Annotated in this window: 19 protein-coding genes and 3 tRNA genes; 18 read left to right on the forward strand and 4 right to left on the reverse strand. The window is 45.3% G+C overall.

What is annotated here, in order from left to right; genetic code table 11:
- Positions 1 to 762 carry a hypothetical protein gene (locus HF888_RS07670; protein ID WP_007017742.1) on the reverse strand — a complete coding sequence of 254 codons (762 nt, stop codon included), beginning with the start codon at positions 760 to 762 and terminating at the stop codon, positions 1 to 3.
- Between the two features lie 198 nt (positions 763 to 960).
- Between HF888_RS07670 and topA the strand changes: the two genes are divergently transcribed.
- Complete coding sequence (gene topA / locus HF888_RS07675; RefSeq protein ID WP_007017743.1) at positions 961 to 3,696, forward strand: type I DNA topoisomerase; 2,736 nt, start codon at positions 961 to 963, stop codon at positions 3,694 to 3,696.
- A 374-nt stretch (positions 3,697 to 4,070) separates the two neighbouring features.
- Positions 4,071 to 4,916 carry an alpha/beta fold hydrolase gene (locus tag HF888_RS07680; RefSeq protein ID WP_207798121.1) on the forward strand — a complete coding sequence of 282 codons (846 nt, stop codon included), beginning with the start codon at positions 4,071 to 4,073 and terminating at the stop codon, positions 4,914 to 4,916.
- Between the two features lie 61 nt (positions 4,917 to 4,977).
- Here the strand turns inward: HF888_RS07680 and HF888_RS07685 are convergent, their stop codons facing one another.
- Positions 4,978 to 5,904, reverse strand: coding sequence for a histone deacetylase family protein (locus HF888_RS07685; protein WP_007017745.1), 927 nt, complete (start codon positions 5,902 to 5,904; stop codon positions 4,978 to 4,980).
- Between the two features lie 79 nt (positions 5,905 to 5,983).
- Here HF888_RS07685 and HF888_RS07690 point away from each other — a divergent pair, with 79 nt between their 5' ends.
- The 7 genes from HF888_RS07690 (at position 5,984) to HF888_RS07720 (ending at position 12,196) form a co-directional block, all read left to right on the forward strand.
- Positions 5,984 to 8,716, forward strand: coding sequence for a bifunctional acetate--CoA ligase family protein/GNAT family N-acetyltransferase (locus tag HF888_RS07690; RefSeq protein ID WP_007017746.1), 2,733 nt, complete (start codon positions 5,984 to 5,986; stop codon positions 8,714 to 8,716).
- A gap of 57 nt (positions 8,717 to 8,773) precedes the next feature.
- Positions 8,774 to 9,421, forward strand: a complete 648-nt coding sequence (gene uvrY / locus HF888_RS07695; protein ID WP_007017747.1) for a UvrY/SirA/GacA family response regulator transcription factor — start codon at positions 8,774 to 8,776, stop codon at positions 9,419 to 9,421.
- Between the two features lie 6 nt (positions 9,422 to 9,427).
- A complete protein-coding gene (gene uvrC, locus HF888_RS07700) occupies positions 9,428 to 11,230 on the forward strand; it encodes an excinuclease ABC subunit UvrC (protein ID WP_007017748.1) in 1,803 nt (600 codons plus the stop codon).
- A gap of 30 nt (positions 11,231 to 11,260) precedes the next feature.
- A complete protein-coding gene (gene pgsA, locus HF888_RS07705; RefSeq protein WP_007017749.1) occupies positions 11,261 to 11,833 on the forward strand; it encodes a CDP-diacylglycerol--glycerol-3-phosphate 3-phosphatidyltransferase in 573 nt (190 codons plus the stop codon).
- Positions 11,834 to 11,930: 97 nt separating this feature from the next.
- Positions 11,931 to 12,006 (forward strand) — tRNA-Gly (locus tag HF888_RS07710).
- A gap of 5 nt (positions 12,007 to 12,011) precedes the next feature.
- A tRNA-Cys gene (locus tag HF888_RS07715) sits at positions 12,012 to 12,085 on the forward strand.
- A gap of 24 nt (positions 12,086 to 12,109) precedes the next feature.
- Positions 12,110 to 12,196, forward strand: a tRNA-Leu gene (locus tag HF888_RS07720).
- Positions 12,197 to 12,300: 104 nt separating this feature from the next.
- On the opposite strand, the gene HF888_RS07725 is transcribed toward HF888_RS07720, so the two are convergent.
- Both HF888_RS07725 and HF888_RS07730 read right to left on the reverse strand, forming a co-directional pair.
- Positions 12,301 to 13,296: a phage integrase gene (locus HF888_RS07725; protein ID WP_007017750.1), complete on the reverse strand. Its 996-nt coding sequence runs from the start codon at positions 13,294 to 13,296 to the stop codon at positions 12,301 to 12,303.
- The gene (locus HF888_RS07730) at positions 13,286 to 13,768 is read right to left on the reverse strand and encodes a hypothetical protein (protein WP_007017751.1); all 483 of its coding nucleotides are present in this window, start codon (positions 13,766 to 13,768) and stop codon (positions 13,286 to 13,288) included. The genes HF888_RS07725 and HF888_RS07730 overlap by 11 nt, the downstream gene beginning before the upstream one ends.
- Before the next feature lie 238 nt (positions 13,769 to 14,006).
- Here HF888_RS07730 and HF888_RS07735 point away from each other — a divergent pair, with 238 nt between their 5' ends.
- From HF888_RS07735 to HF888_RS07775, 9 genes are all read left to right on the forward strand, one after another.
- Positions 14,007 to 14,198, forward strand: a complete 192-nt coding sequence (locus tag HF888_RS07735; RefSeq protein ID WP_007017752.1) for a MerR family transcriptional regulator — start codon at positions 14,007 to 14,009, stop codon at positions 14,196 to 14,198.
- Complete coding sequence (locus HF888_RS07740) at positions 14,191 to 14,442, forward strand: hypothetical protein (RefSeq protein WP_007017753.1); 252 nt, start codon at positions 14,191 to 14,193, stop codon at positions 14,440 to 14,442. Before HF888_RS07735 ends, HF888_RS07740 begins: the two co-directional genes overlap by 8 nt.
- Positions 14,435 to 14,722, forward strand: a complete 288-nt coding sequence (locus tag HF888_RS07745) for a hypothetical protein (protein ID WP_007017754.1) — start codon at positions 14,435 to 14,437, stop codon at positions 14,720 to 14,722. Before HF888_RS07740 ends, HF888_RS07745 begins: the two co-directional genes overlap by 8 nt.
- On the forward strand, positions 14,715 to 16,463 hold the full coding sequence (locus tag HF888_RS07750; protein WP_007017755.1) for a replication endonuclease: 1,749 nt from the start codon (positions 14,715 to 14,717) through the stop codon (positions 16,461 to 16,463). Before HF888_RS07745 ends, HF888_RS07750 begins: the two co-directional genes overlap by 8 nt.
- 19 nt (positions 16,464 to 16,482) lie before the next feature.
- Positions 16,483 to 16,704: a hypothetical protein gene (locus HF888_RS07755; protein ID WP_007017756.1), complete on the forward strand. Its 222-nt coding sequence runs from the start codon at positions 16,483 to 16,485 to the stop codon at positions 16,702 to 16,704.
- Positions 16,697 to 16,987, forward strand: a complete 291-nt coding sequence (locus HF888_RS07760) for a hypothetical protein (RefSeq protein WP_165837034.1) — start codon at positions 16,697 to 16,699, stop codon at positions 16,985 to 16,987. The genes HF888_RS07755 and HF888_RS07760 overlap by 8 nt, the downstream gene beginning before the upstream one ends.
- Positions 16,977 to 17,417: a hypothetical protein gene (locus HF888_RS07765; RefSeq protein ID WP_007017758.1), complete on the forward strand. Its 441-nt coding sequence runs from the start codon at positions 16,977 to 16,979 to the stop codon at positions 17,415 to 17,417. Before HF888_RS07760 ends, HF888_RS07765 begins: the two co-directional genes overlap by 11 nt.
- A complete protein-coding gene (locus HF888_RS07770; RefSeq protein ID WP_007017759.1) occupies positions 17,411 to 18,040 on the forward strand; it encodes a P-loop NTPase family protein in 630 nt (209 codons plus the stop codon). Before HF888_RS07765 ends, HF888_RS07770 begins: the two co-directional genes overlap by 7 nt.
- 311 nt (positions 18,041 to 18,351) lie before the next feature.
- Positions 18,352 to 19,182, forward strand: coding sequence for a major capsid protein P2 (locus HF888_RS07775; protein ID WP_007017761.1), 831 nt, complete (start codon positions 18,352 to 18,354; stop codon positions 19,180 to 19,182).
- Positions 19,183 to 19,186 lie beyond the last annotated feature (4 nt).

The raw sequence follows: 19,186 nt of genomic DNA on the forward strand, positions 1-19,186 counted from the left end.
TTAAAACGCTTTTTTGTTTCCAGCCAGTACGTTTGTGTCTTTGGGTATGCCGAACTCATCTACTGTATTTTCCTCCTCGTCTATTTGTTTTTCTAGTTTCTCTGCTACGGCATTGCCAAAGAGTACTTGGTTTTTATGGCTGATTTTACGAACCCATTCAATCTTTCCATCAAATGTAAGGTTTGTTTCGATGAGCAGTTTTTTGGCGTATTTGTAATAATTGGTTGCAGTCGCAGGGTCACTGCGTTCGCCAGCTTCATCGCCAAGACGTTCATATGCGCTGACTTGTAGATCGAGCATTCGGCGTTTCATGGATGTGCGCATTGTATTGGCTTCACCTTGGCCTAATAATTTCCTATTGGCGGCCGATTTTATGTATTTGCTGGCTTTTGAGAAAATGCGCTTCGCATGATTGATTTCGTTATCGTTGTCTAGCTGCTGAACAACGTGTATCTGGCTTATTTTGTCTTTAAATGATTGAATTTCATTTTCGTAAGTTTGGCTATTATCTTCACCAAGAATACCGTCGCGATGACGCATCTGACAGCGGTAGTAATCCATCAGTGTATGCAGGATGTCGGGAGCGTCAATCAATTTGCTGCACTCACTGAGAGCGTCCCAAATTTCATTAGCATAGACAAGAATGCGTTTGCCTCTCAATCGTTGCTCTGTTAGTTTCTTTTCTTTTACGCTCATGTGGTGCGCAACCATTAGGGCGCCAGCAATTAATACTATGCTGATAATTACGATAAAAATGATCATAAAATTTGCAATTTTTATTGTTCCAGACTAATCCTTGATTGAAGTATAGCAGTCACATACACGCTAATAGTGTTTATTTATTAGTCATTTAAGGTGTTGTGTAACAGATTATTGGGTTTTTACTTGACCCGTAGCAGTTGCCACCTTATATATGTGCCAGCTTAAATTTATAGAAATACCTAGGGATATTGCAGGTATATGGGAAAATCGCTTGTTATAGTCGAGTCACCGGCAAAGGCAAAAACAATCAATAAGTATTTGGGGAAAGACTTTATCGTGAAGTCTTCGGTCGGTCATGTCCGCGATTTGCCAACTGGTGCGAACAAGCAGCCTGTGGATCCAAAAGAGCGTGCTCGCCAGGCGGCAATTACGCGTAAGATGTCGCCCGAAGATAAAGTCATCCATAAAAAGAAGAAAGAAAAGGAAAAGCTCATCAATAAGATGGGGATTGATCCTGAACATGGGTGGAAGGCTCATTACGAGATACTACCGGGTAAAGAAAAGGTGGTTAGTGAGTTGCAGAAGCTTGCTAAGGATGCTGATGCCATCTATCTCGCGACGGATTTGGATAGAGAGGGGGAGGCCATCGCTTGGCACCTAAAAGAGGTGATTGGCGATACGGGAGCTCCCTATAAGCGTGTGGTTTTCAACGAAATTACCAAAACGGCAATTCAGCAGGCCTTTGAACAACCCTCTGATGTTGATAAGCATCGAGTTGATGCGCAACAGGCACGTCGCTTCTTGGATCGAGTTGTGGGCTTTATGGTTTCGCCATTGCTGTGGTCAAAGATCGCACGAGGATTGTCGGCTGGTCGTGTTCAATCGGTAGCGGTGCGTCTAGTGGTTGAGCGTGAAGCTGAGATTCGCGCATTTGTACCTGAAGAGTATTGGGAAACCTTTAGTCACCTTAAGGGTAAGTCCAGTGATGCTATTCGTTTTCAGGTAACGAAAGAAGGCGATAAAGAATATAAGCCTGTGAATGAAGAGCAGGCCATGGCAGCAGTGAAGAAGCTTGAGGCGAATGGTTATGAAATTACCAATCGCGAAGACAAGCCAACGCGTTCTAAGCCAGCAGCACCCTTTATCACATCAACTCTACAGCAAGCGGCTAGCACGCGTTTAGGGTTTAGCGTTAAGAAAACCATGATGATGGCTCAGCGCTTGTATGAGGCCGGATACATCACCTATATGCGTACGGATAGCACCAACTTAAGCCAAGATGCTATCTCGGGCGCGCGTGATTATATTCAGAACAAATTCGGTGATGATTATTTGCCGGAGAATCCAAGGATTTACAGTAGTAAGGAAGGCGCTCAAGAGGCGCATGAAGCTATTCGACCATCGGATGTTCGTATGACATCTAATCTTTTGAATGGCATGGAGCCCGATGCACACAAGCTATATGATTTGATTCGTAGTCGTTTTTTAGCGTGTCAAATGGCCGATGCTCAATTTACCAGTACGACTTTAACCGCTAAATGTGGTGACTTTGAACTGAAAGCAAAAGGGCGAGTGATTCGCTTTGATGGTCATATGGCAGCCTTGTCCGCGCAATCCAAGAGTGAGGATGATAAGGTTCTACCAGATCTTCAAGCAGGTGACCCGTTAACACTAGAACAGGTTGAGCCTAAGCAGCATTTTACTAAACCAACTGCGCGCTATAACGAAGCGAGCTTGGTTCGTGAACTTGAAAAGCGTGGTATCGGTCGTCCTTCTACTTACGCTTCTATTATTTCCACTATTCAAGATCGCGGTTATGTGCGTCTTGAAGGTCGTCGTTTTTACGCGGAAAAAATGGGTGAGATTGTTACCCATCGTTTGCAAGAAAACTTTACAGATTTAATGGATTACAGCTTTACGGCCAATATGGAAGAGCAGTTGGACGACATCGCAGAAGGTCGTGATAACTGGAAACACGTTTTAGACTCATTTTATAAAGACTTCTCGATTAAGCTGGATAAAGCCAGTAACGACGAAGATGGGATGCGTCCCAATACACCTGTGCCGACAGATATTGAGTGCCCAGAGTGTGGTCGTCATATGATGATTCGTACGGGTTCTACAGGTGTATTCTTGGGTTGTGAAGGTTATTCATTGCCACCCAAAGAGCGTTGCACCAAAACCATGAATCTAACGCCGGGTGATGAAGCAATTTCAGCTAACGAAGATGAAGAAGCAGAGATGCGCCGTCTTCGTGAAAAGCGCCGCTGTGATAAGTGTGGTGCTGCTATGGAAAGCTATTTGCTCGATGAAAAGCGCAAGGTTCATATTTGCGGTAATAATCCAGATTGTTCGGGTTACGAAGTTGAGTTTGGTACGTTTAAGATCAAAGGATACGAAGGTCCGACACTCGAGTGTGATAAGTGCGGCAGTGAAATGCAGCTAAAAAATGGTCGCTTCGGTAAATATTTTGGTTGTACCAATGAAGAGTGTAAAAATACTCGCAAATTGCTGAAGAATGGTCAGCCAGCGCCGCCTAAAATGGATCCAATTCCATGTCCTGAGCTTAAGTGCGAGAAAGTTGATGATACTTACGTTCTGCGAGACGGTGCTTCTGGTTTGTTTTTAGCGGCGAGTCAGTTCCCTAAAAATCGTGAAACCCGCGCGCCTAAAGTGGAGGAGCTGTTACCGCATCAGGCTGAATTACCAGAGAAGTATCATTTTTTGTTGGATGCACCAACAAAAGATTCAGATGGCAATCCAACCACTGTTCGATTCTCTCGTAAGACACAGCAGATTTATGTTGCGTCGGATAAGGATGGTAAAGCGACGGGTTGGAGTGCTTTCTATGAAGATGGAAAATGGGCGATAACTGAGAAAAAGACGTCGGCCAAGAAGACTTCGGCTAAAAAAACCTCAGCGAAAAAGACGAGCGCTAAGAAGAAGACTTCCGCAAAGAAAAAAACGTCTGCTAAAAAGAAAACGTCGAAATAATTCGACTTTCCAAAAACCCGGCTTAGCCGGGTTTTTTATGTTCAAGAAAGGGCACCTCTTATAAGTCAATTTGACTCTGCAAGATGCCTGTCGTGCTTTCATTCAAGGAAGGCTTTGCCGCGTAATGACGAGTCCTTTCCAAGAAGTCTGACACCGAAGGAAAGTGCTACAGGCCTTGCCCTTCGGGGCCTTGCTCGTGTTCCAATCTCTGTGTTGTGGTATTTTGATTTAACCCGTTAGACCTTCAATACCACGCCTTGATCTTGAAACACGATCAAGGCCAGAGCTTAAAGTGACTTATAAGAGGTGCCCTAAAGTCTATGTTGTTCCAATCCCTATTTGTTGAATCAAAGTTTCCGCACAAGTTGCATCTAATGCACATCTCCCAAACAGGCCATGAGAGCACGCCGGTAGTGTTGATGGTCCATGGTATGGTGGAGGATGGTCGAATTTTCTATCACAAAAGCGGCAAGGGTTTAGTGTGTTTTCTAGTCGGGCAGGGCTATCAGGTATTTGTTTTGGATTTGCGCGGGATGGGATTGTCGACACCTAAAGTGAGTGCTGCAAGCGACCACGGTCAAACCGAAACGATAACTGAAGATATTCCGCTTGTGATGGATTATATATTGGAAAAAACAGGGCAAGCTCGACTTCATATTGCAGCGCATTCTTGGGGTGGCGTTAATGTGAATGCATTGTTGCTGCGCTATTCTGAGCGCGTTAAGCAGGTTGCCTCTTGCGTATACTTCGGGAGTAAACGCACGGTCCGTGTGCGCAATTTTGACCGCTATTTGAAAATAGACTTGGTTTGGAAGCATTTGTCGACACGCATAGCGGAGCGAAAAGGTTATCTGCCAGCTGTGAAATATAAGATCGGTTCGCAAAATGAAACATTAAAAGCCCATCGGCAATGTGTGGAGTGGGTGAGTCGATCCTCCTGGATAGATAGTGACGATGGTTTTAACTATGGTGCAGCGTCACAAACGAATTCGTTGCCACCTACTTTGTATTTTGCTGCAATCAAGGATTTTAGTCTTGGCCATCGACATGATGTTAAGCGTTTTATGGCAGAGTCAGGTTTGGGTGTTAAACAGTATCAACTTTTAGGACGCAAGATGGGTAATCGTTTGGATTATGATCATATTAATATGCTTACTGCACCCGAATGTTCAAAGGATCATTTTCCTAACGTTGTGCAGTGGTTTGCAAAATATCTTTGATATTTTATACCGTTATCTATTTTACTGGAAAAGCAAGAACTTGTATTCAGGCTTCGGTGGGTTATTGGCCCGTTAAGGCTCTTATGTGTTCGTGAGCACTATTACCCAAGGCTTCTAAGTTATAGCCACCTTCCATCATGGAGACGATTCGGCCTTTAGCGTATCGGTTGGCGATATCCATGCTTAACTTTGTCAGCCAATAATAGTCGTCTTCGATTAAATCAAGGCCGCCCATAGGGTCGTCGATGTGAGCATCAAATCCAGCGGATATAAAAACCATATCTGGTTTAAAAGCATCTGCTGCCTTTAGTAATTTATTCTCAACTAAGCGACGATATTCTGCGCTGCCTGTATGTTCTTCCACTGGAATGTTAATTATATTTTCCTCTTTAACCAGCCAGTGAGAGTTGGGGTAGTAGGGGTGTTGAAAGCTAGTAACAACAACAACGTCATCTCGTCCACGAAAAGCTTCGATGGTGCCGTTGGCTTGATGAACATCAAAGTCAAAAATTAATACCCGATTAATGCCCGCTTGGTTAAGTGCATGCTGTGCTGCAAGAGCAATATTGTTTACAAAGCAAAAGCCTTTGGTTTTTTTGGGTTCTGCATGGTGGCCAGGTGGTCTAATGGCGCAAAAAGCATTCTGATGTTTTCCGCTGAGTATGGATTCGACTGCTTGAATGCCAGATCCAGCAGCTTCTTCTGTGGCTTCTAGGGTGTCGAAAGCGAGTGGTGTGTCTGGGTCCGCGAGAATCATACCCTTGGGTGGTGAAATATTATACAGTTGATCAATGTAGCCTTTGCTGTGAATCAATTGAAATATTTCTCGAGAAACCGGTTTTGCTTGCTCTATACTTAAATCATTCCAAAGCCCAGATTGACGTAATTTGGTTTCCACAGCTAAATTCCGTAATGGACTTTCCGGGTGCTGAGGCGGTACAGAGTGCTGATCAAAATCTGAATGCTGTATAAATAATGTTGAAGTCATGCAGTAATTGCTTGAGCCTTGGTTAATAAGTCTATATAACTCAAATAACTAAAAGAAAACACCTTTTTCTAAGGGCAGTATGGGTACTCGTTGGTTAGAGCGCTTTTTCGAGCCGCAAAAAATAGCCGTCATTGGCGCATCAGAAAAAACGACAAGTATGGGTGGTGCTGTCATCCAGAACTTAAAGTCGGCTGGCTTTAAAGGCTCTGTATATGCCGTAAACATTCGTCGTTATAAAACCGTGCACGGTGTTCCCTGTGTTTCTAAAATTGGTCGTCTACCTAAAGATATAGATTTGGCGATCATTTGTACACCGGCGCCTACGATAGAAAAAATTATTAAGCAGCTTGGCAAGATTGGTATTCATGCTGTCATTATTTTAACTGGCGGTATTTCTCGTAAGCGCGCAGAACAATTCCGACCTTCGAAAAACCCATTGAGGCAACTATCTCGTGAATATGATGTGCGTATCATGGGGCCAGATTGCTTGGGTTTGCTGATTCCTGATTTAAAGCTCAATGCGAGTTATAGTCATATCCAAGCATTACCTGGCAAGGTTGCGTATTTGGGTCAGTCAGGCACGTTGGCCAGTGCCTTACTGGATTGGGCTCATGGCCGTGGTATTGGTTTTTCTCATTTCTTAACGATCGGGGATAGTGCTGATGTTGCGATGCCAGACGCCATTGATTACCTGTCATCGCAGCGCCAAGTGAAAGCGATCATGTTGCATTTAGAGCAAGTGCATGATGCAAAAGCCTTTGTACGAGCTGTACGAAATGCCTCCCGTAGTAAATTGGTTTTGGCTATTAAAAGCGGTCGTTTCCCTCAGTCTCAGTCGCCCGTTGATTTAATTCCCGCCGGCTTACGTCACCGAGATATGGTTTATGAAGCAATTTTATTGCGGGCTGGCGTCTTAAGGGTGGATAGCACTGAAGAATTATTTGAGTCGGTTGAATCCTTAACTCGCATGAAGCCATTGAAAGGTGAGCGATTGGCGATCGTTGCCAATGGCATTGGTGGTGCGATTTTAGCAGTTGATCGACTAGTGCATGAAGGTGGTCAGTTGGCAACGCTATCCACTTCAACCATTGAAAAGCTATCAGAAATATTGCCTCCATATTGGTCTCAATCGAATCCGGTGGATATTACCCCTGAAGCCGGTCCGAAAGTTTATAAAAAAGTTTTGGAGTTGGTTGAGCAAGATCCAAACGTCGACGCCATTTTGGTGTTGTTCTCACCCAATAGTGTCGTAAATCCTGTTGATGTGGCTAATGTGGTGATTAACCACATTAAATTTCATCAGAAAAACTTGTTAACCAGTTGGATGGGCGGCGAGTCGGTAGAGCGTAGTCGTCATGTATTTGATGATGCGGGGATTCCTACCTACGACACGCCCGATAGGGCGATTAAAGCGTTCATGCATATGGTGAGACACCAGCGTAACCAAGAGCTTTTGCGTGAGACTCCAGCCACCATGTTGGTTGGACCAAATCATGATGTAAAGCAAGCCAAAGAAATCATTCATAATGCGATGCATCAACAGCGGGAGTATTTAACCGCTGAAGAGATTTATCGAGTATTGCAGTGCTACGACTTTAAAGTAGTTGAAACACAATTCCTTAATGAAAATTTTTCCCGTCCAGCGCCAAAGGTTAAATTCCCTGCTGCATTAAAAATTATCCATGAGCGCTATTGTCACCCATTTGCATACGGTGATAACCCGCGTGACCGATGGAGGGGGGTTGTAACGGGTATACAAGACTTGGAAGAATTAAATCTTGCTGCCAAGGAACTACGCTCGCAAATTCGAAAGCGTTTTGATCATAGTCAGGTCCACGGTTTCAGTGTCCAACCCATGCGTTCAGGTGAGGTCACAATTCAGTTTAGTATGGGGGTAACCCGAGACGAAACCTTTGGTCCGTTGATTATTTTTGGTGGAGGAGGTGCTACGGCCAACATTATGGCCGACAGGGCGGTTTCTTTTCCTCCATTGAATGATGTTTTAGCTCACCAATTGATGAGTCGAACTCATATTTATCGTGTTTTGCAAGAACGCAGTCGTCATGTGGATCGCGATATTGCTCAATTGTCCCAAATGTTGATCAAGCTTTCTCAAATGGTGGTTGATATGCCAAATCTGAAAGGCGTGGAGTTGAATGTGATACTTCATCCTGTGGAGGGGGCTAAAGTGTTGGGAATGGCTGCGAATTTAGGGCGGCCCCATGAATTATGTATTCGTCCATATCCATCTAATTTGGTTGAAACTATAACTAACAAGGTTTCAGGTGAAAGCATCGAGCTGCGTCCAATACGGGGTGAGGATGAGCCTGCCTTAAAAGCATTTCATGATGAACTTAGTGCAGAGTCGTTACGTTATCGTTTTTTTACATCTCGTCGTAATTTTCGTCATCGTGAACTAGCGCAATTTGCTCAGATTGATTATCAGCAGGAGATGGCATTTGTTGCTATGGATAAGGATGATCAGATGCTAGGTGTGGTTCGGACTTGGACGGATGCTGATCAAATACAGTCTGAATTTTCAGTTATGGTTAGTGATGCGGCTCAAGGATTGGGTATTGGTCGGGCGCTAATGGATAAGATGATTGACTATTGTCGTGAGCAGGGTGCGGTAGAGATGATGGGTATGGTGTTGAGTGATAATGGCCCTATGTTGCGTCTAGCGGATAAGCTTGGTTTTAAAGTACTGCGTCGTCTTCATGGTGATACCGTTGAGATAATCTTGCCGCTAAATAATCCGACTCAAGAGTGGCAGCGACAACGTTTAGCACGGTTGCACTCTCAGAAAAAATAGCTGGTTTCTATACGAGTATTTGCTAGCATAGCGTCAATCGCAGGCGAGGTATAAATTTTGATTCGTGTTTTAGTAGTTGATGATCACGATCTTGTACGAATGGGTATTGTGAGCCTGTTACAGGGCAGTGAAAACATCGAAGTAATCGCAGAAGCCAGTAGTGGCGAGGAAGCTTTCGAAATGGTTAAGCAGCATGATCCTGAAGTTGTGCTGATGGATATTAGGATGCCAGGTATGGGTGGTTTGGAAGCCACTCATAAACTGTTGCGTCACAATCCAGACCTGAAGGTTGTTGTCGTTACTGCTTGTGGTGAAGATCCGTATGCCTCTCGATTGTTGCAAGCAGGTGCGGCAGGTTATATGACTAAGGGTGCAAGCGCCGAAGAAATGCGCCGTGCAATCTTAAAAGTTAAGTCTGGCCAGCGTTATATAAGTCCCGAAATCGCGCAAAAAATGGCGCTCAAGCCATTTGAATCGCAAGAGGCGGCCTGTCCATTCGATAGTTTGTCGGATCGAGAAATGCAAATCAGTATCATGATTGCGAATTGTGCAAAAGTGCAAGAAATCTCTGATCAATTATTTTTGAGTCCTAAAACAGTCAATACATATCGCTACCGAATTTTTGAAAAGCTCGATATCTCAAGCGATGTTGAGTTGACCCGTCTAGCTATTCGTTTTGGGATTGTTGATACCGAAGCTAGCTAAAATCTGATGGCATTCGATCATAAATCCTTTCTAAAGCATCTATCTACCAAGCCAGGCGTTTATCGTATGTACGATAGCGAAGGCTTGATTCTCTATGTCGGAAAGGCAAAAAATCTAAAGAATCGTGTTTCCAGTTATTTTGCGAGCAATGGCTTAAACAATAAGACCATGGCCTTGGTGCAGCGCATAGATGATATTGAAGTCACCATTACAGGTAGTGAAACAGAAGCGCTGCTACTTGAGCAGAATTTAATCAAAAAGCACAAGCCGCGCTACAATATTCTACTGAAAGACGATAAATCCTATCCTTATATTTTTTGCAGCGATCACCAATACCCGTTGCTTGCGTATGTGCGCGGTAAGCGTAAAAAAGGCGGTGAATACTTTGGACCATTTCCCAGTACCTATGCAGTAAGGGAATCGCTTAATTTTTTGCAGAAAGTGTTTAAATTGCGTAACTGCGAGGACAGTTATTTTAGTAATCGATCCAGACCATGTTTGCAGCACCAAATAGGCCGTTGCAGTGCGCCCTGTGTCGGTTTGATCTCTCCGGAAGATTACGCAAAGGACTTGTACCATGCGCAAATGTTCTTGCGTGGGAAAAACAACGATCTTATTTCCGATCTGCAAATGGATATGGATCGCGCTTCTGAGCAGCTGGATTTTGAAAAGGCGGCGGAGTTTCGCGACCAAATCCAGCATTTACGGAAAATACAGGAAAGCCAATCTATTGAAGCGTCAGATGGCGATTTAGATCTGTTTGCTATTCATATTGAGCAGGGTATTTGCGTCGTACATGTGATCAATATTCGCGAAGGGCGAATGTTAGGTAGCCGCTCTTTTTATCCAAAGCTCAATATGGATGAAGATGAGGACGCTGCACTCACGGCTTTTATTTCTCAGTTTTATTTGCAGTTTAATCGTGAAATCCCCGATGAAGTGGTGTGCTCGCATACGTTAAGCGATACGCAGGTTTTATCTGGCGCGTTAAGCGAATATAGAGGGAAGAAAGTAAAATTATCTTTTCAAGTAAGGGCGCAGCGGCTGCGCTGGTTACAGCTTGGAATCAATAATGCTAAAGAATCTTGCCGCATAAAGAGCCAAGGTAAGCAGCATATTGCGCAGCAGTATCAGGCACTTCAATCCTTTTTGAGTATGGAGCAACCAATCGAAAGAATGGAATGCTTCGATATTAGTCATAGTCATGGAGAAGCAACGGTCGCTTCTTGTGTGGTGTTTAACCAAGAGGGGCCGCTTAAGTCTGACTATCGAAAGTTTAATATTGAAGGGGTTGAAGCTGGTGATGATTATGGGGCCATGCGCCAAGCGTTAACACGGCGGTTTAAGAAACTGGTGGATGATAAAAAGCCTGATTTATTATTAATTGATGGTGGTAAAGGTCAGACCAATATTGCATTAGATGTTCTTGCGGGTCTCGATATTTCCGGCATCCATGTTTTGGGTGTGAGTAAGGGGGTAACCAGGAAAGCAGGGATGGAGGTGCTTCTTTACCGAGGCAAAGAATTTACCTTGGATAAGAGTTCGCCTGCGTTGCACCTTATCCAGCAAATTCGAGATGAATCACACCGCTTTGCCATAACAGGGCACCGTGCTCGAAGAGGAAAGGTGAGAGGCCGCTCAGTTTTGGAGGATATTCCTGGTATAGGTGCCAAAAGACGTAAAGAGCTGCTAAGATTCTTCGGCGATTTGGCGCAAGTAAAAGCGGCCAATATTGATGAGATAGCCAAGGTGCCAGGGATTAGTCGCCAGAAAGCTACTGAAATATATAGTGCTTTGCATGATGAGTAGTAAAGCAACTAGTTGTAATCGGAAAAATATATGCCTGTAAACCTTCCTAATATTTTAACTGCCATCCGTGTCGTGTTGATACCACTGATGGTTGTTGTGTTTTATCTGCCTGTATATTGGGCCAGTTTTGCAGCGGCGGTTGTATTTTGGGTCGCGTGCATCACCGATTATTGGGATGGCTATTTGGCTCGTAAAATGAATTTGACCACTGCTTTTGGTGCGTTTTTAGACCCCGTAGCAGATAAATTGATTGTTGTTGTCTCTCTAATGCTGGTTGTGGATCGTGATAATACGCTCTGGCTTACTGTGCCGGCCTTAATAATTGTTGGTAGGGAAGTCTTTGTATCAGCCTTGAGAGAGTGGATGGCGGGCGTTGGAAAAAGCGCGGATGTAGCGGTTAGCTTTGTCGGTAAAGCAAAGACGCTTGTGCAGATGACGGCCATTACAGGGCTTCTCGGTATTGAGCCTGGTGGCCATGACGCACTCATTGCTTCGGATGGTTGGTATGCAGCGGCAATTGTATTGTTGGTTTTTGCAGCAGTGTTAACGATTTGGTCCATGATTCAATACCTTAAGGCAGCTTGGCCTGTATTAAAAAGCTAAGTCGCGCTAAGTTACTCAGAAATAAGGAAAAAATATATTGACAGCGGGCCGTGGGTCATTAGAATAAGCCCCCGTTGTCGAGCAACGACAGCAGTGTGCGGGAATAGCTCAGTTGGTAGAGCACAACCTTGCCAAGGTTGGGGTCGCGAGTTCGAGTCTCGTTTCCCGCTCCAAATTAGGCGCGATGGTAGAGTGGTTATGCAGCGGACTGCAACTCCGTGTACGCCGGTTCGATTCCGGCTCGCGCCTCCAACAACTTCATGTTGTTGAAATTTTGCCCGGGTGGTGAAATTGGTAGACACAAGGGATTTAAAATCCCTCGATCGTAAGATCGTGCCAGTTCGAGTCTGGCTCCGGGCACCAATTTAAAAGCTAGTAATCATGCGGGTTACAGCTCGATTTTAAAGAAAAAGGCCAACTAAAAATAGTTGGCCTTTTTTGTTGGTCGCGGGATTTTCGCGCATTTTTTACGGCTTCGCGTGATCCAGTGGGTTCAATGTCGTCATAGTGTCGAGATAATCCGGCGCTAAGTGGGCATATTTCATGGTCATTAGTATGGTCCCGTGGCCTAGTATCTTTTGCAAGACTTCCAAGCGGCCGCCGTTGATCATGTACCAGCTCGCAAACGTATGGCGTAAAACGTGGGTGCGTTGGCCCTTGGGTAATTTGATTTCAGTCTTGTCCAGTGCCAGTTTAAAAGCGTTGTAGTGATCCTGCGGAAACAATCGGCCAAAGGGTTCGCCTTGCTCAACAATTTCATTCATTAGCTGTGGCGTGATTAGTAGCGTTCGCGCCTTGCTGTTTTTGGTGATGTTGAGCCGGATCTTGTTTTGGCTAGGTATCAGGTTTTCACGGCGTAGCTGATTGGCTTCATTCCATCTCATGCCAGTGGATAGGCAAAGCCTAGTAATCAATGACGGGTTAGAGCTGCGGCCACTTTCTAGGGCCGCTATAAGTGTTTTGATTTCGTCATGCTCTAAGTAGCGTAATTCAACGTCATACTGGGTGACTTTTTTAACGTGCTTTAGTGGGTTCTCTTGGTTCCACTCAAAAAAGCGCGTAAGCCAGTTAAACATGCTTTTCAAATAAGTGAGTTCATGGTTAACCATGTTTTCACTGATTCCCGCCGATAGTCTTTCCCTTCGATAATTTAAAAACGTTTCCGGCTTAAATTTCCCTGCTTGCGGGTTGCCCATTGCCTCGCACATTTTTACGAGCGCGTTTCGCTGGTGTAGTCCATCGCGTAGCGTGTTGCCGTGTAGGTCATACCACTTGTGCACCATCTCAACCATTGGCGTTTTGGCGTTCTTGAATATCTCGTTTAAGCCTTTATTGGCTGCGGCTTTGGTTTCCGCTTCCCAGTGTTTCGCCTCTTTGGCGGTGGGGAATGTTTTGTCGTAGCGGGTGCCGTCGGCTTGGAATTGGGCGCGATAATTACCTTGCTTTGTCTTCTTAACGGGCATCGGTTTTGGCCTCTTGCGTGGCGCTTGCAAGTTTGGCTTTTAGTTCTTTTTTGAGTAGGTCGCGAAACTGAGGGATTACGAGCGCGGATCGCACAAGGTCGCAATCGCTAATTTTTTGGACTTCTTGGGCTTTGGCTAATAAATCGATTTGTTTTAGTAATAGGTTGGAAGCGAGCGCGTGTATGTATTCGCTGGAGGGGTCTAGCCTGATGCCTTCTTTGTGGGTCAGGTAGTCAGCCAGAAAAGGCCATGAGGTAGTGACCGCTAAAATGTCAGTTTCGTTTAGCTTTTGTTTAAGATCTTCCAGATTTTTCAGACGGTCGGGGGTTATACCGACGTGAGCGCTAAATTGTGGGCGATTAAATCCGAGAATCTTTCGGATGATTCGCAAGCGCGTTCCTGCTCTATCTATATTGAAATTTTTGATCATTTCGGCGTTTGTTATCGATTTAAGAGGAATAGAGTCAATCATTTTTTAATGTGCCTTATTGTATCGATACATTAAATCCCACATAACGGGGTGTTATAGGGGTGTAATGGGGTAATAATACACCTAGATAAGGTCTTTGGTAGGTCTTTATAAGCCCTTTTCGTTTTTGTATTTACAATCACGCCATATAGGCGCGCCTATTTATGCCTGTTTGACCTAATGAACTACGGTAGGGTATATTTCACCCCAATAAGGGTTAACAGTTAAAAACGGGGCGAAAATGAAAGTGGTTTTAGCAGTGCCGTATATGACGGCGGAAAAATACGCGGAGTTTGCTGGGCTTACTGAATTAACAGTAAAGCGCATGATGGATAACGGCCACATCCCGAGCGTTAAGAAGGGTAAGCGCCGTTTGGTGAACGTGGTCGAGGAAATGCGCGCTGCTTTGGGTGAGGTGCAAAACGATGGCTAGGGAATGCGGTTGTAGCAAAGCGTTTGAAGAAAAGATCCGTTTAAAAGCGGATCGGCTGAAAATGAAGGCCGATAACGCGAAGCGTAAAGCGGTGGCAGGGCAAGCCTTAGATCAGTTGGTTGGGTATGTTCACGGCTTGGATGATCTATCCCGTTTAACTAATGAATATCGTGATTTGGCTATAGAAATTCGCGGTGTGCAAATCGAGGTTTTTGAGCAATTCAAGGCGCGTTGGAATGACTGAGATTGAGCGCCAAATTCTGACTATTCGCCAGCTTAAAGAAAAAGCAGAATATCCAACAAAGTCGGCGGCGGGTTTCATTATTGAAGAGTGGGCTAATTCCAACAGGCCGGAAGTTGCTGCTTGGTTCTCGCGTGACTTAATTAAGCATTGTGTCCGCACTTGGAAAATGAATCTTTCAAAGTGGTTTGAGAATGAATCGCTTTATGTTCGAGAGCTGAAGGTGTGGGAGCCAAAATTTCAGCGCGTGATCGATGAGTTGGAGTCTCGCGCTAATGGTTGATTTTGTTCGTAAAGAGCTGGTGAAAACGGTTAGGCCGCTGGCGTTAAAAGCAGGGTGCTTGCGTAATACGTTGATAGCGGATTGGCAGCGCACTGTTAAAACGGGTGGTTTTAATGCCGCGTCGCAAGCCAATGATCGATTAAGAAAAACCGTAAATAGAATGAAATTCGGTTCTTTTGGCTTGGGTAATACAGATCGCAACGATATGAAAAATTATTGTGATCGCATGGCTAAAACGTTTTTTGAAGTGGTGCCTAAATTTCCGTTTCATATGTCGATTGATGACGCGGCGGACGTGATTTCTAGTGCAGCAAAATTGCGCGCGCATGGCTTGGAGTGGAAAAGGCCGGAGTGTGATGCTGAAGCCGAGGTTTCGCTATATCGCTTATATAATCGCCTTTGCTCGCCTTCGTTCTGGATGAATAAATTAAAGCGCCGCCAAAAGCGAGTTATTGAAGAAGTGGCGCGGGATTATGGTCTGGTTAATAAATACCGTGGCGCATATGTTTCGGATTTATCGCTAAGCCTTCGCCAGCGTGAAGCGCGCAAAAATCAAAAAATCTTAGAGAATACCTTGGCCGTCAATGACGACGGTGAGTCTTATACGCTTGCTGAGTTGCAGGCCCTTTCTATTTCTAATCCTGAGATTCGCAGAGCGGAATTAATGAGCCGCGTTCGCGGTTTTGAACTAATGGCAGAACAAAATCAGCATATTGCCGTTTTCTGGACGGTGACGTGCCCTAGTCGTTTCCATTCTCATAGCGCGACGAATGGCCAACGTAATAAAAAACATAATGGGGAGACTGTGAGAGATGCACAAAATTATCTTGTTTCTATGTGGGCTGCTTTTCGTAGCTGGTGTGATCGTAACGGAATTTACTTTTATGGGTTCCGAGTGGCTGAGCCTCACCATGATGGTTGTCCCCACTGGCATGTATTGGTTTTTGGAGATTCGAAAGACTTGCAGAAAGCCACAAGCGAATTATCGGCGCGTTCATTACGAGAGGATGGGGCAGAGCACGGGGCTAATGTTAATCGATTCACTGCGGAGTGGATCAGATCGGGCGAAACGAAAGACGGGCGCAAGTTATCGGCGGCGGGTTACATAGCAAAATATATTGCAAAAAGTGTTGATGGTTTCAGCGTGGCGGGTGATTCATCCATTGATGAAAACGGTAACCGGTTCGAGATGGGTCAGGATTCAGAGAGCGGGGCGGCGCGTGTGGTGGCGTGGGCGCGTTCTCATGGTATCCGCCAATTTCAGCAAATAGGCGGCGCGTATGTGTCTGTGTGGCGTGAGATTCGGAAATTGCATGGCGTTTGTGATGACGACGAAGCGGCGGAAATTATCGAAGCGGTCGAGGAAAAAATGTCAGTTGACGCGGCGGTTGCTTGGGCTGTTTTTAACTTCCTGAATGGTGCCGGCGATGGGCAGCGTTTGAAGTTATGGCGCGATGATCTGCGGCCTGAATCTCACAATCTCACTTTTATTGAAAATCGATTAAAAGAAAATTGCTCGCCGTTGGAATTCCCCATTGAACAAGTTGAAGTTTCCCGTTTTGGCCAGTACGGGCCTAGTTATTTGAACGGGTACGGGGAAGTGGTAAGCAAAATTAAAGGTTTAGTGCTGGATGGCTCTAAAAAAATAGTCACTCGTTTACGTGAATGGGTTCTATTGAAAAAAGACGAAATGAAAACTTTAGATTTCGCGGCTTCGCCGCGCTTGGACTTGTGTCAATAACTGTACGGAGTAAAAAACGATGGTAGAAAAACAAAAACGCGGCGAATACTTGAGCATCTTAATGAGGGCGCAAGCGCATTTGGATAGCGTTAAAAAATTGCATGGTGAAGCGTCACAAGTTGGGGCGTTCAACGTAGCGAAAAAAATGGAATTAGCAGAGGCGGCGGTTTCTGAATCGGTGGCTTTGTCTGATTCAATCGTTGAGGCGTTGGTAATGTTAGCGGGTGGTGATGATGAGTGAGTTAAAAACGAGCTGTATCAATCCTTGCTGCAATTCAGTGGCATACATTCGCGAAAATGGCCGAGGTGATGATTATTTTACGTGCTCAAAATGCGGCCCGTATAACGGAAAAGGCAAAGCGTTTAGGGAATGGATGCAAAGCATTCGATCTGAGGCGGCGGCGCGTGATGTAGCGGCGGAAAAAGTTAGCCAGGGTGAAACAAGTGCGCAGGAATACCCGCAAATTGAGCCAAAGCCTGAGCCAGTCGAGGAAAAAACGGGGGATTGGTTAAGTGAATTATAACGAGTTGGGCGATACCGCTAAGCTGGTGGAATTGGAGCAGGAGTTAAGCGTAGCGGATGCGGGCGCGGCGATGGGGGCCGCGTCTGAATCGGCGCAAGTGCAAGCGGCGTTGGATGAAAATAACGGTGTGGCGTTTCCATATGATCCCGTATTAGCGCAAACCTTTACCACTTATATTGGTATTGGTTCAGGCATGGCGGCGAAAAGTTGGGGGGATCACTGGCAATTGAAAGAGGATGAGGCCAAGGAATTGAGCGTAGCCACTTGCCAGCTGATCTACCATTATTTTCCTGATATGGAACCAACAACGCCGTTTTGGAATTTCGCGCTGGTGGCAGGGGCCGCTGTTGGTCCGCGTGTCTTGTTGACGGTGATTAATAAAAAACAGATGCAAAAAGAGCAGCAACAAAAGCAAGGGGGGGCATGGTGAGCAATCCGAGAATCAATGAAGCGGCTGAAAAGGATATCCGTGGGTATTTTGGGTCGAGTGGTAGTGGTAAAACGCATCATATCAAGCAGGATATTGCAGGGGAAAAGCGGGTTTTGGTGTTCGATCCAGAGGGGTCTTTTACGGCGGTCGATGGTTTTAAGGTCGTGGAAAGTCGCGCCGAATTTTTAGAGATTGCCAAAAATACGGGGCCAGTAAAGCTATGCTTTGCGGCGGGTGGTCAAGCCAATTTTAATTGGTTTTGCGATGTGGTTTTTGCGCTAGCCGATGCGCGGCGGCCTTGTGTGATGGTTGTCGATGAGTTGGGCGGCGTAACGGGTGCCGGAAAAGCCAAAGGCGCTTGGTATGATCTCGTAAGCCGTGGCCGTAAGTATGGCGTAAAAATTCGCGCCGGTGCCCAGCGTCCGAGCGAGATAGATAAAACGCTCATTGGAAACAAAAACGGGCTTTTCATAGGCTACTTAGAACGTATGGGGGATATTGAATATATCCATAAAGAAACGGGGATACCCATAGATACGCTCAAAAGCCTACGGGGGAAACCGCATTACGATTGCATAAAGTTTGCGGGGCGGGATCGCTGGAAGTTAGAAAAAGGGGCTTAAAGCCCTTTTTTTATGCCTGAAAATCGGCTTTTTCCGTATGTATGTACGTACGGGGGTTAGGCTTTTCAATGTGAAAAAACCGCGCTTTGATAATTGCACTAGCAGTAAAACTAATTCAATTACGCAAAGGGCGAAAACATGAAAATGAATAAATCAACGTTGAAAGTAATCGGTATTTCTGCGGCAGTGGCTGCGGGTGTACTGTACCTATACAACACAAATGACACTGTAAACGATGCGCTAGGCGGCGGCTGGTTCTAATCCAGTTCGTTAAATCGTTTTTTAAATTCATAAGAAAATAAGGTGTCAAAATGTCAGCTTTAAATTTAAAGCTTAATAGCTTTTCAGGTGTGGGCGCTGGCCAAACCGCGTCTTTGGTAGTGGCAAACGGCCCGTTCTACCAAGATATTTATCTAAAATTTTCGGGTTCTATCGCAGAACTTGAAGCGGTAACGGTGAAACTCAATACCGTTGAGTTGTTTACGTTGTCGGGTACACAAATTCGCATGATTGATAGCTATTATGGCAACACTACTACGGCGGGTTATTACCGTTTGCCGTTGTCTTGTGCTCATGTGAAGGACTTGGAGCGTCGAGTACAAACGGGTTTACCTACGTTTAACGGTGACAATCTTGTGATCGAGGTAAAAATTGCGGCGGGTGCAACGGCTCCGACTTTGGAAGCGTTTGCAGAGGTTCGCAATAATCCGATGTCGCGTCCTTTCGTGCGTCGAATTTTGCCATTTACGATCCCGGCGGCGGGTGCGGGTGAATCTCAATTTACCAGCTTTACCAAAGGCCCGCGCATCATGGCGGCGCACTTCAAAAAGGCCGATATGGATAATTTGGTCGTTGAACGTGACAAACAAACATTGTTTGAAATGGATAAAGCGGCCAATAACATGGTTTTAAAGGACTGTGACCGTATGCCGCAAAGTGATTATTTCCATTTTGATCCAACTCGCCACGATCAGCCAATTAAAGAAGCGATGGTGACGGGTACGGCTCAAGATTTGGCCTTTAAGGTAAACGTGGGCAGTGCCGGAAATATCCCAGTATTGTTTGACGTGCTGGATGCTGATCCGCGTTTAGTAGTCGCACCGCAAACACCAGCAGCGAAAACGCGCCGCCGTAAAGCATAAGGGG

The sequence above is a fragment of the Bermanella marisrubri genome (genome assembly GCF_012295615.1).
Taxonomy (GTDB): Bacteria; Pseudomonadota; Gammaproteobacteria; order Pseudomonadales; family Oceanobacteraceae; genus Bermanella; species Bermanella marisrubri.

What these genes read in the sequence shown, in the direction of transcription:
- HF888_RS07670 (WP_007017742.1), bottom strand. Translation starts at nt 762, where the DNA reads ATGATCATTTTTATCGTAATTATCAGCATAGTATTAATTGCTGGCGCC.
- topA (WP_007017743.1), top strand. Translation starts at nt 961, where the DNA reads ATGGGAAAATCGCTTGTTATAGTCGAGTCACCGGCAAAGGCAAAAACA.
- HF888_RS07680 (WP_207798121.1), top strand. Translation starts at nt 4,071, where the DNA reads ATGCACATCTCCCAAACAGGCCATGAGAGCACGCCGGTAGTGTTGATG.
- HF888_RS07685 (WP_007017745.1), bottom strand. Translation starts at nt 5,904, where the DNA reads ATGACTTCAACATTATTTATACAGCATTCAGATTTTGATCAGCACTCT.
- HF888_RS07690 (WP_007017746.1), top strand. Translation starts at nt 5,984, where the DNA reads ATGGGTACTCGTTGGTTAGAGCGCTTTTTCGAGCCGCAAAAAATAGCC.
- uvrC (WP_007017748.1), top strand. Translation starts at nt 9,428, where the DNA reads ATGGCATTCGATCATAAATCCTTTCTAAAGCATCTATCTACCAAGCCA.
- pgsA (WP_007017749.1), top strand. Translation starts at nt 11,261, where the DNA reads ATGCCTGTAAACCTTCCTAATATTTTAACTGCCATCCGTGTCGTGTTG.
- HF888_RS07725 (WP_007017750.1), bottom strand. Translation starts at nt 13,296, where the DNA reads ATGCCCGTTAAGAAGACAAAGCAAGGTAATTATCGCGCCCAATTCCAA.
- HF888_RS07730 (WP_007017751.1), bottom strand. Translation starts at nt 13,768, where the DNA reads ATGATTGACTCTATTCCTCTTAAATCGATAACAAACGCCGAAATGATC.
- HF888_RS07735 (WP_007017752.1), top strand. Translation starts at nt 14,007, where the DNA reads ATGAAAGTGGTTTTAGCAGTGCCGTATATGACGGCGGAAAAATACGCG.
- HF888_RS07740 (WP_007017753.1), top strand. Translation starts at nt 14,191, where the DNA reads ATGGCTAGGGAATGCGGTTGTAGCAAAGCGTTTGAAGAAAAGATCCGT.
- HF888_RS07745 (WP_007017754.1), top strand. Translation starts at nt 14,435, where the DNA reads ATGACTGAGATTGAGCGCCAAATTCTGACTATTCGCCAGCTTAAAGAA.
- HF888_RS07750 (WP_007017755.1), top strand. Translation starts at nt 14,715, where the DNA reads ATGGTTGATTTTGTTCGTAAAGAGCTGGTGAAAACGGTTAGGCCGCTG.
- HF888_RS07755 (WP_007017756.1), top strand. Translation starts at nt 16,483, where the DNA reads ATGGTAGAAAAACAAAAACGCGGCGAATACTTGAGCATCTTAATGAGG.
- HF888_RS07760 (WP_165837034.1), top strand. Translation starts at nt 16,697, where the DNA reads ATGAGTGAGTTAAAAACGAGCTGTATCAATCCTTGCTGCAATTCAGTG.
- HF888_RS07770 (WP_007017759.1), top strand. Translation starts at nt 17,411, where the DNA reads ATGGTGAGCAATCCGAGAATCAATGAAGCGGCTGAAAAGGATATCCGT.
- HF888_RS07775 (WP_007017761.1), top strand. Translation starts at nt 18,352, where the DNA reads ATGTCAGCTTTAAATTTAAAGCTTAATAGCTTTTCAGGTGTGGGCGCT.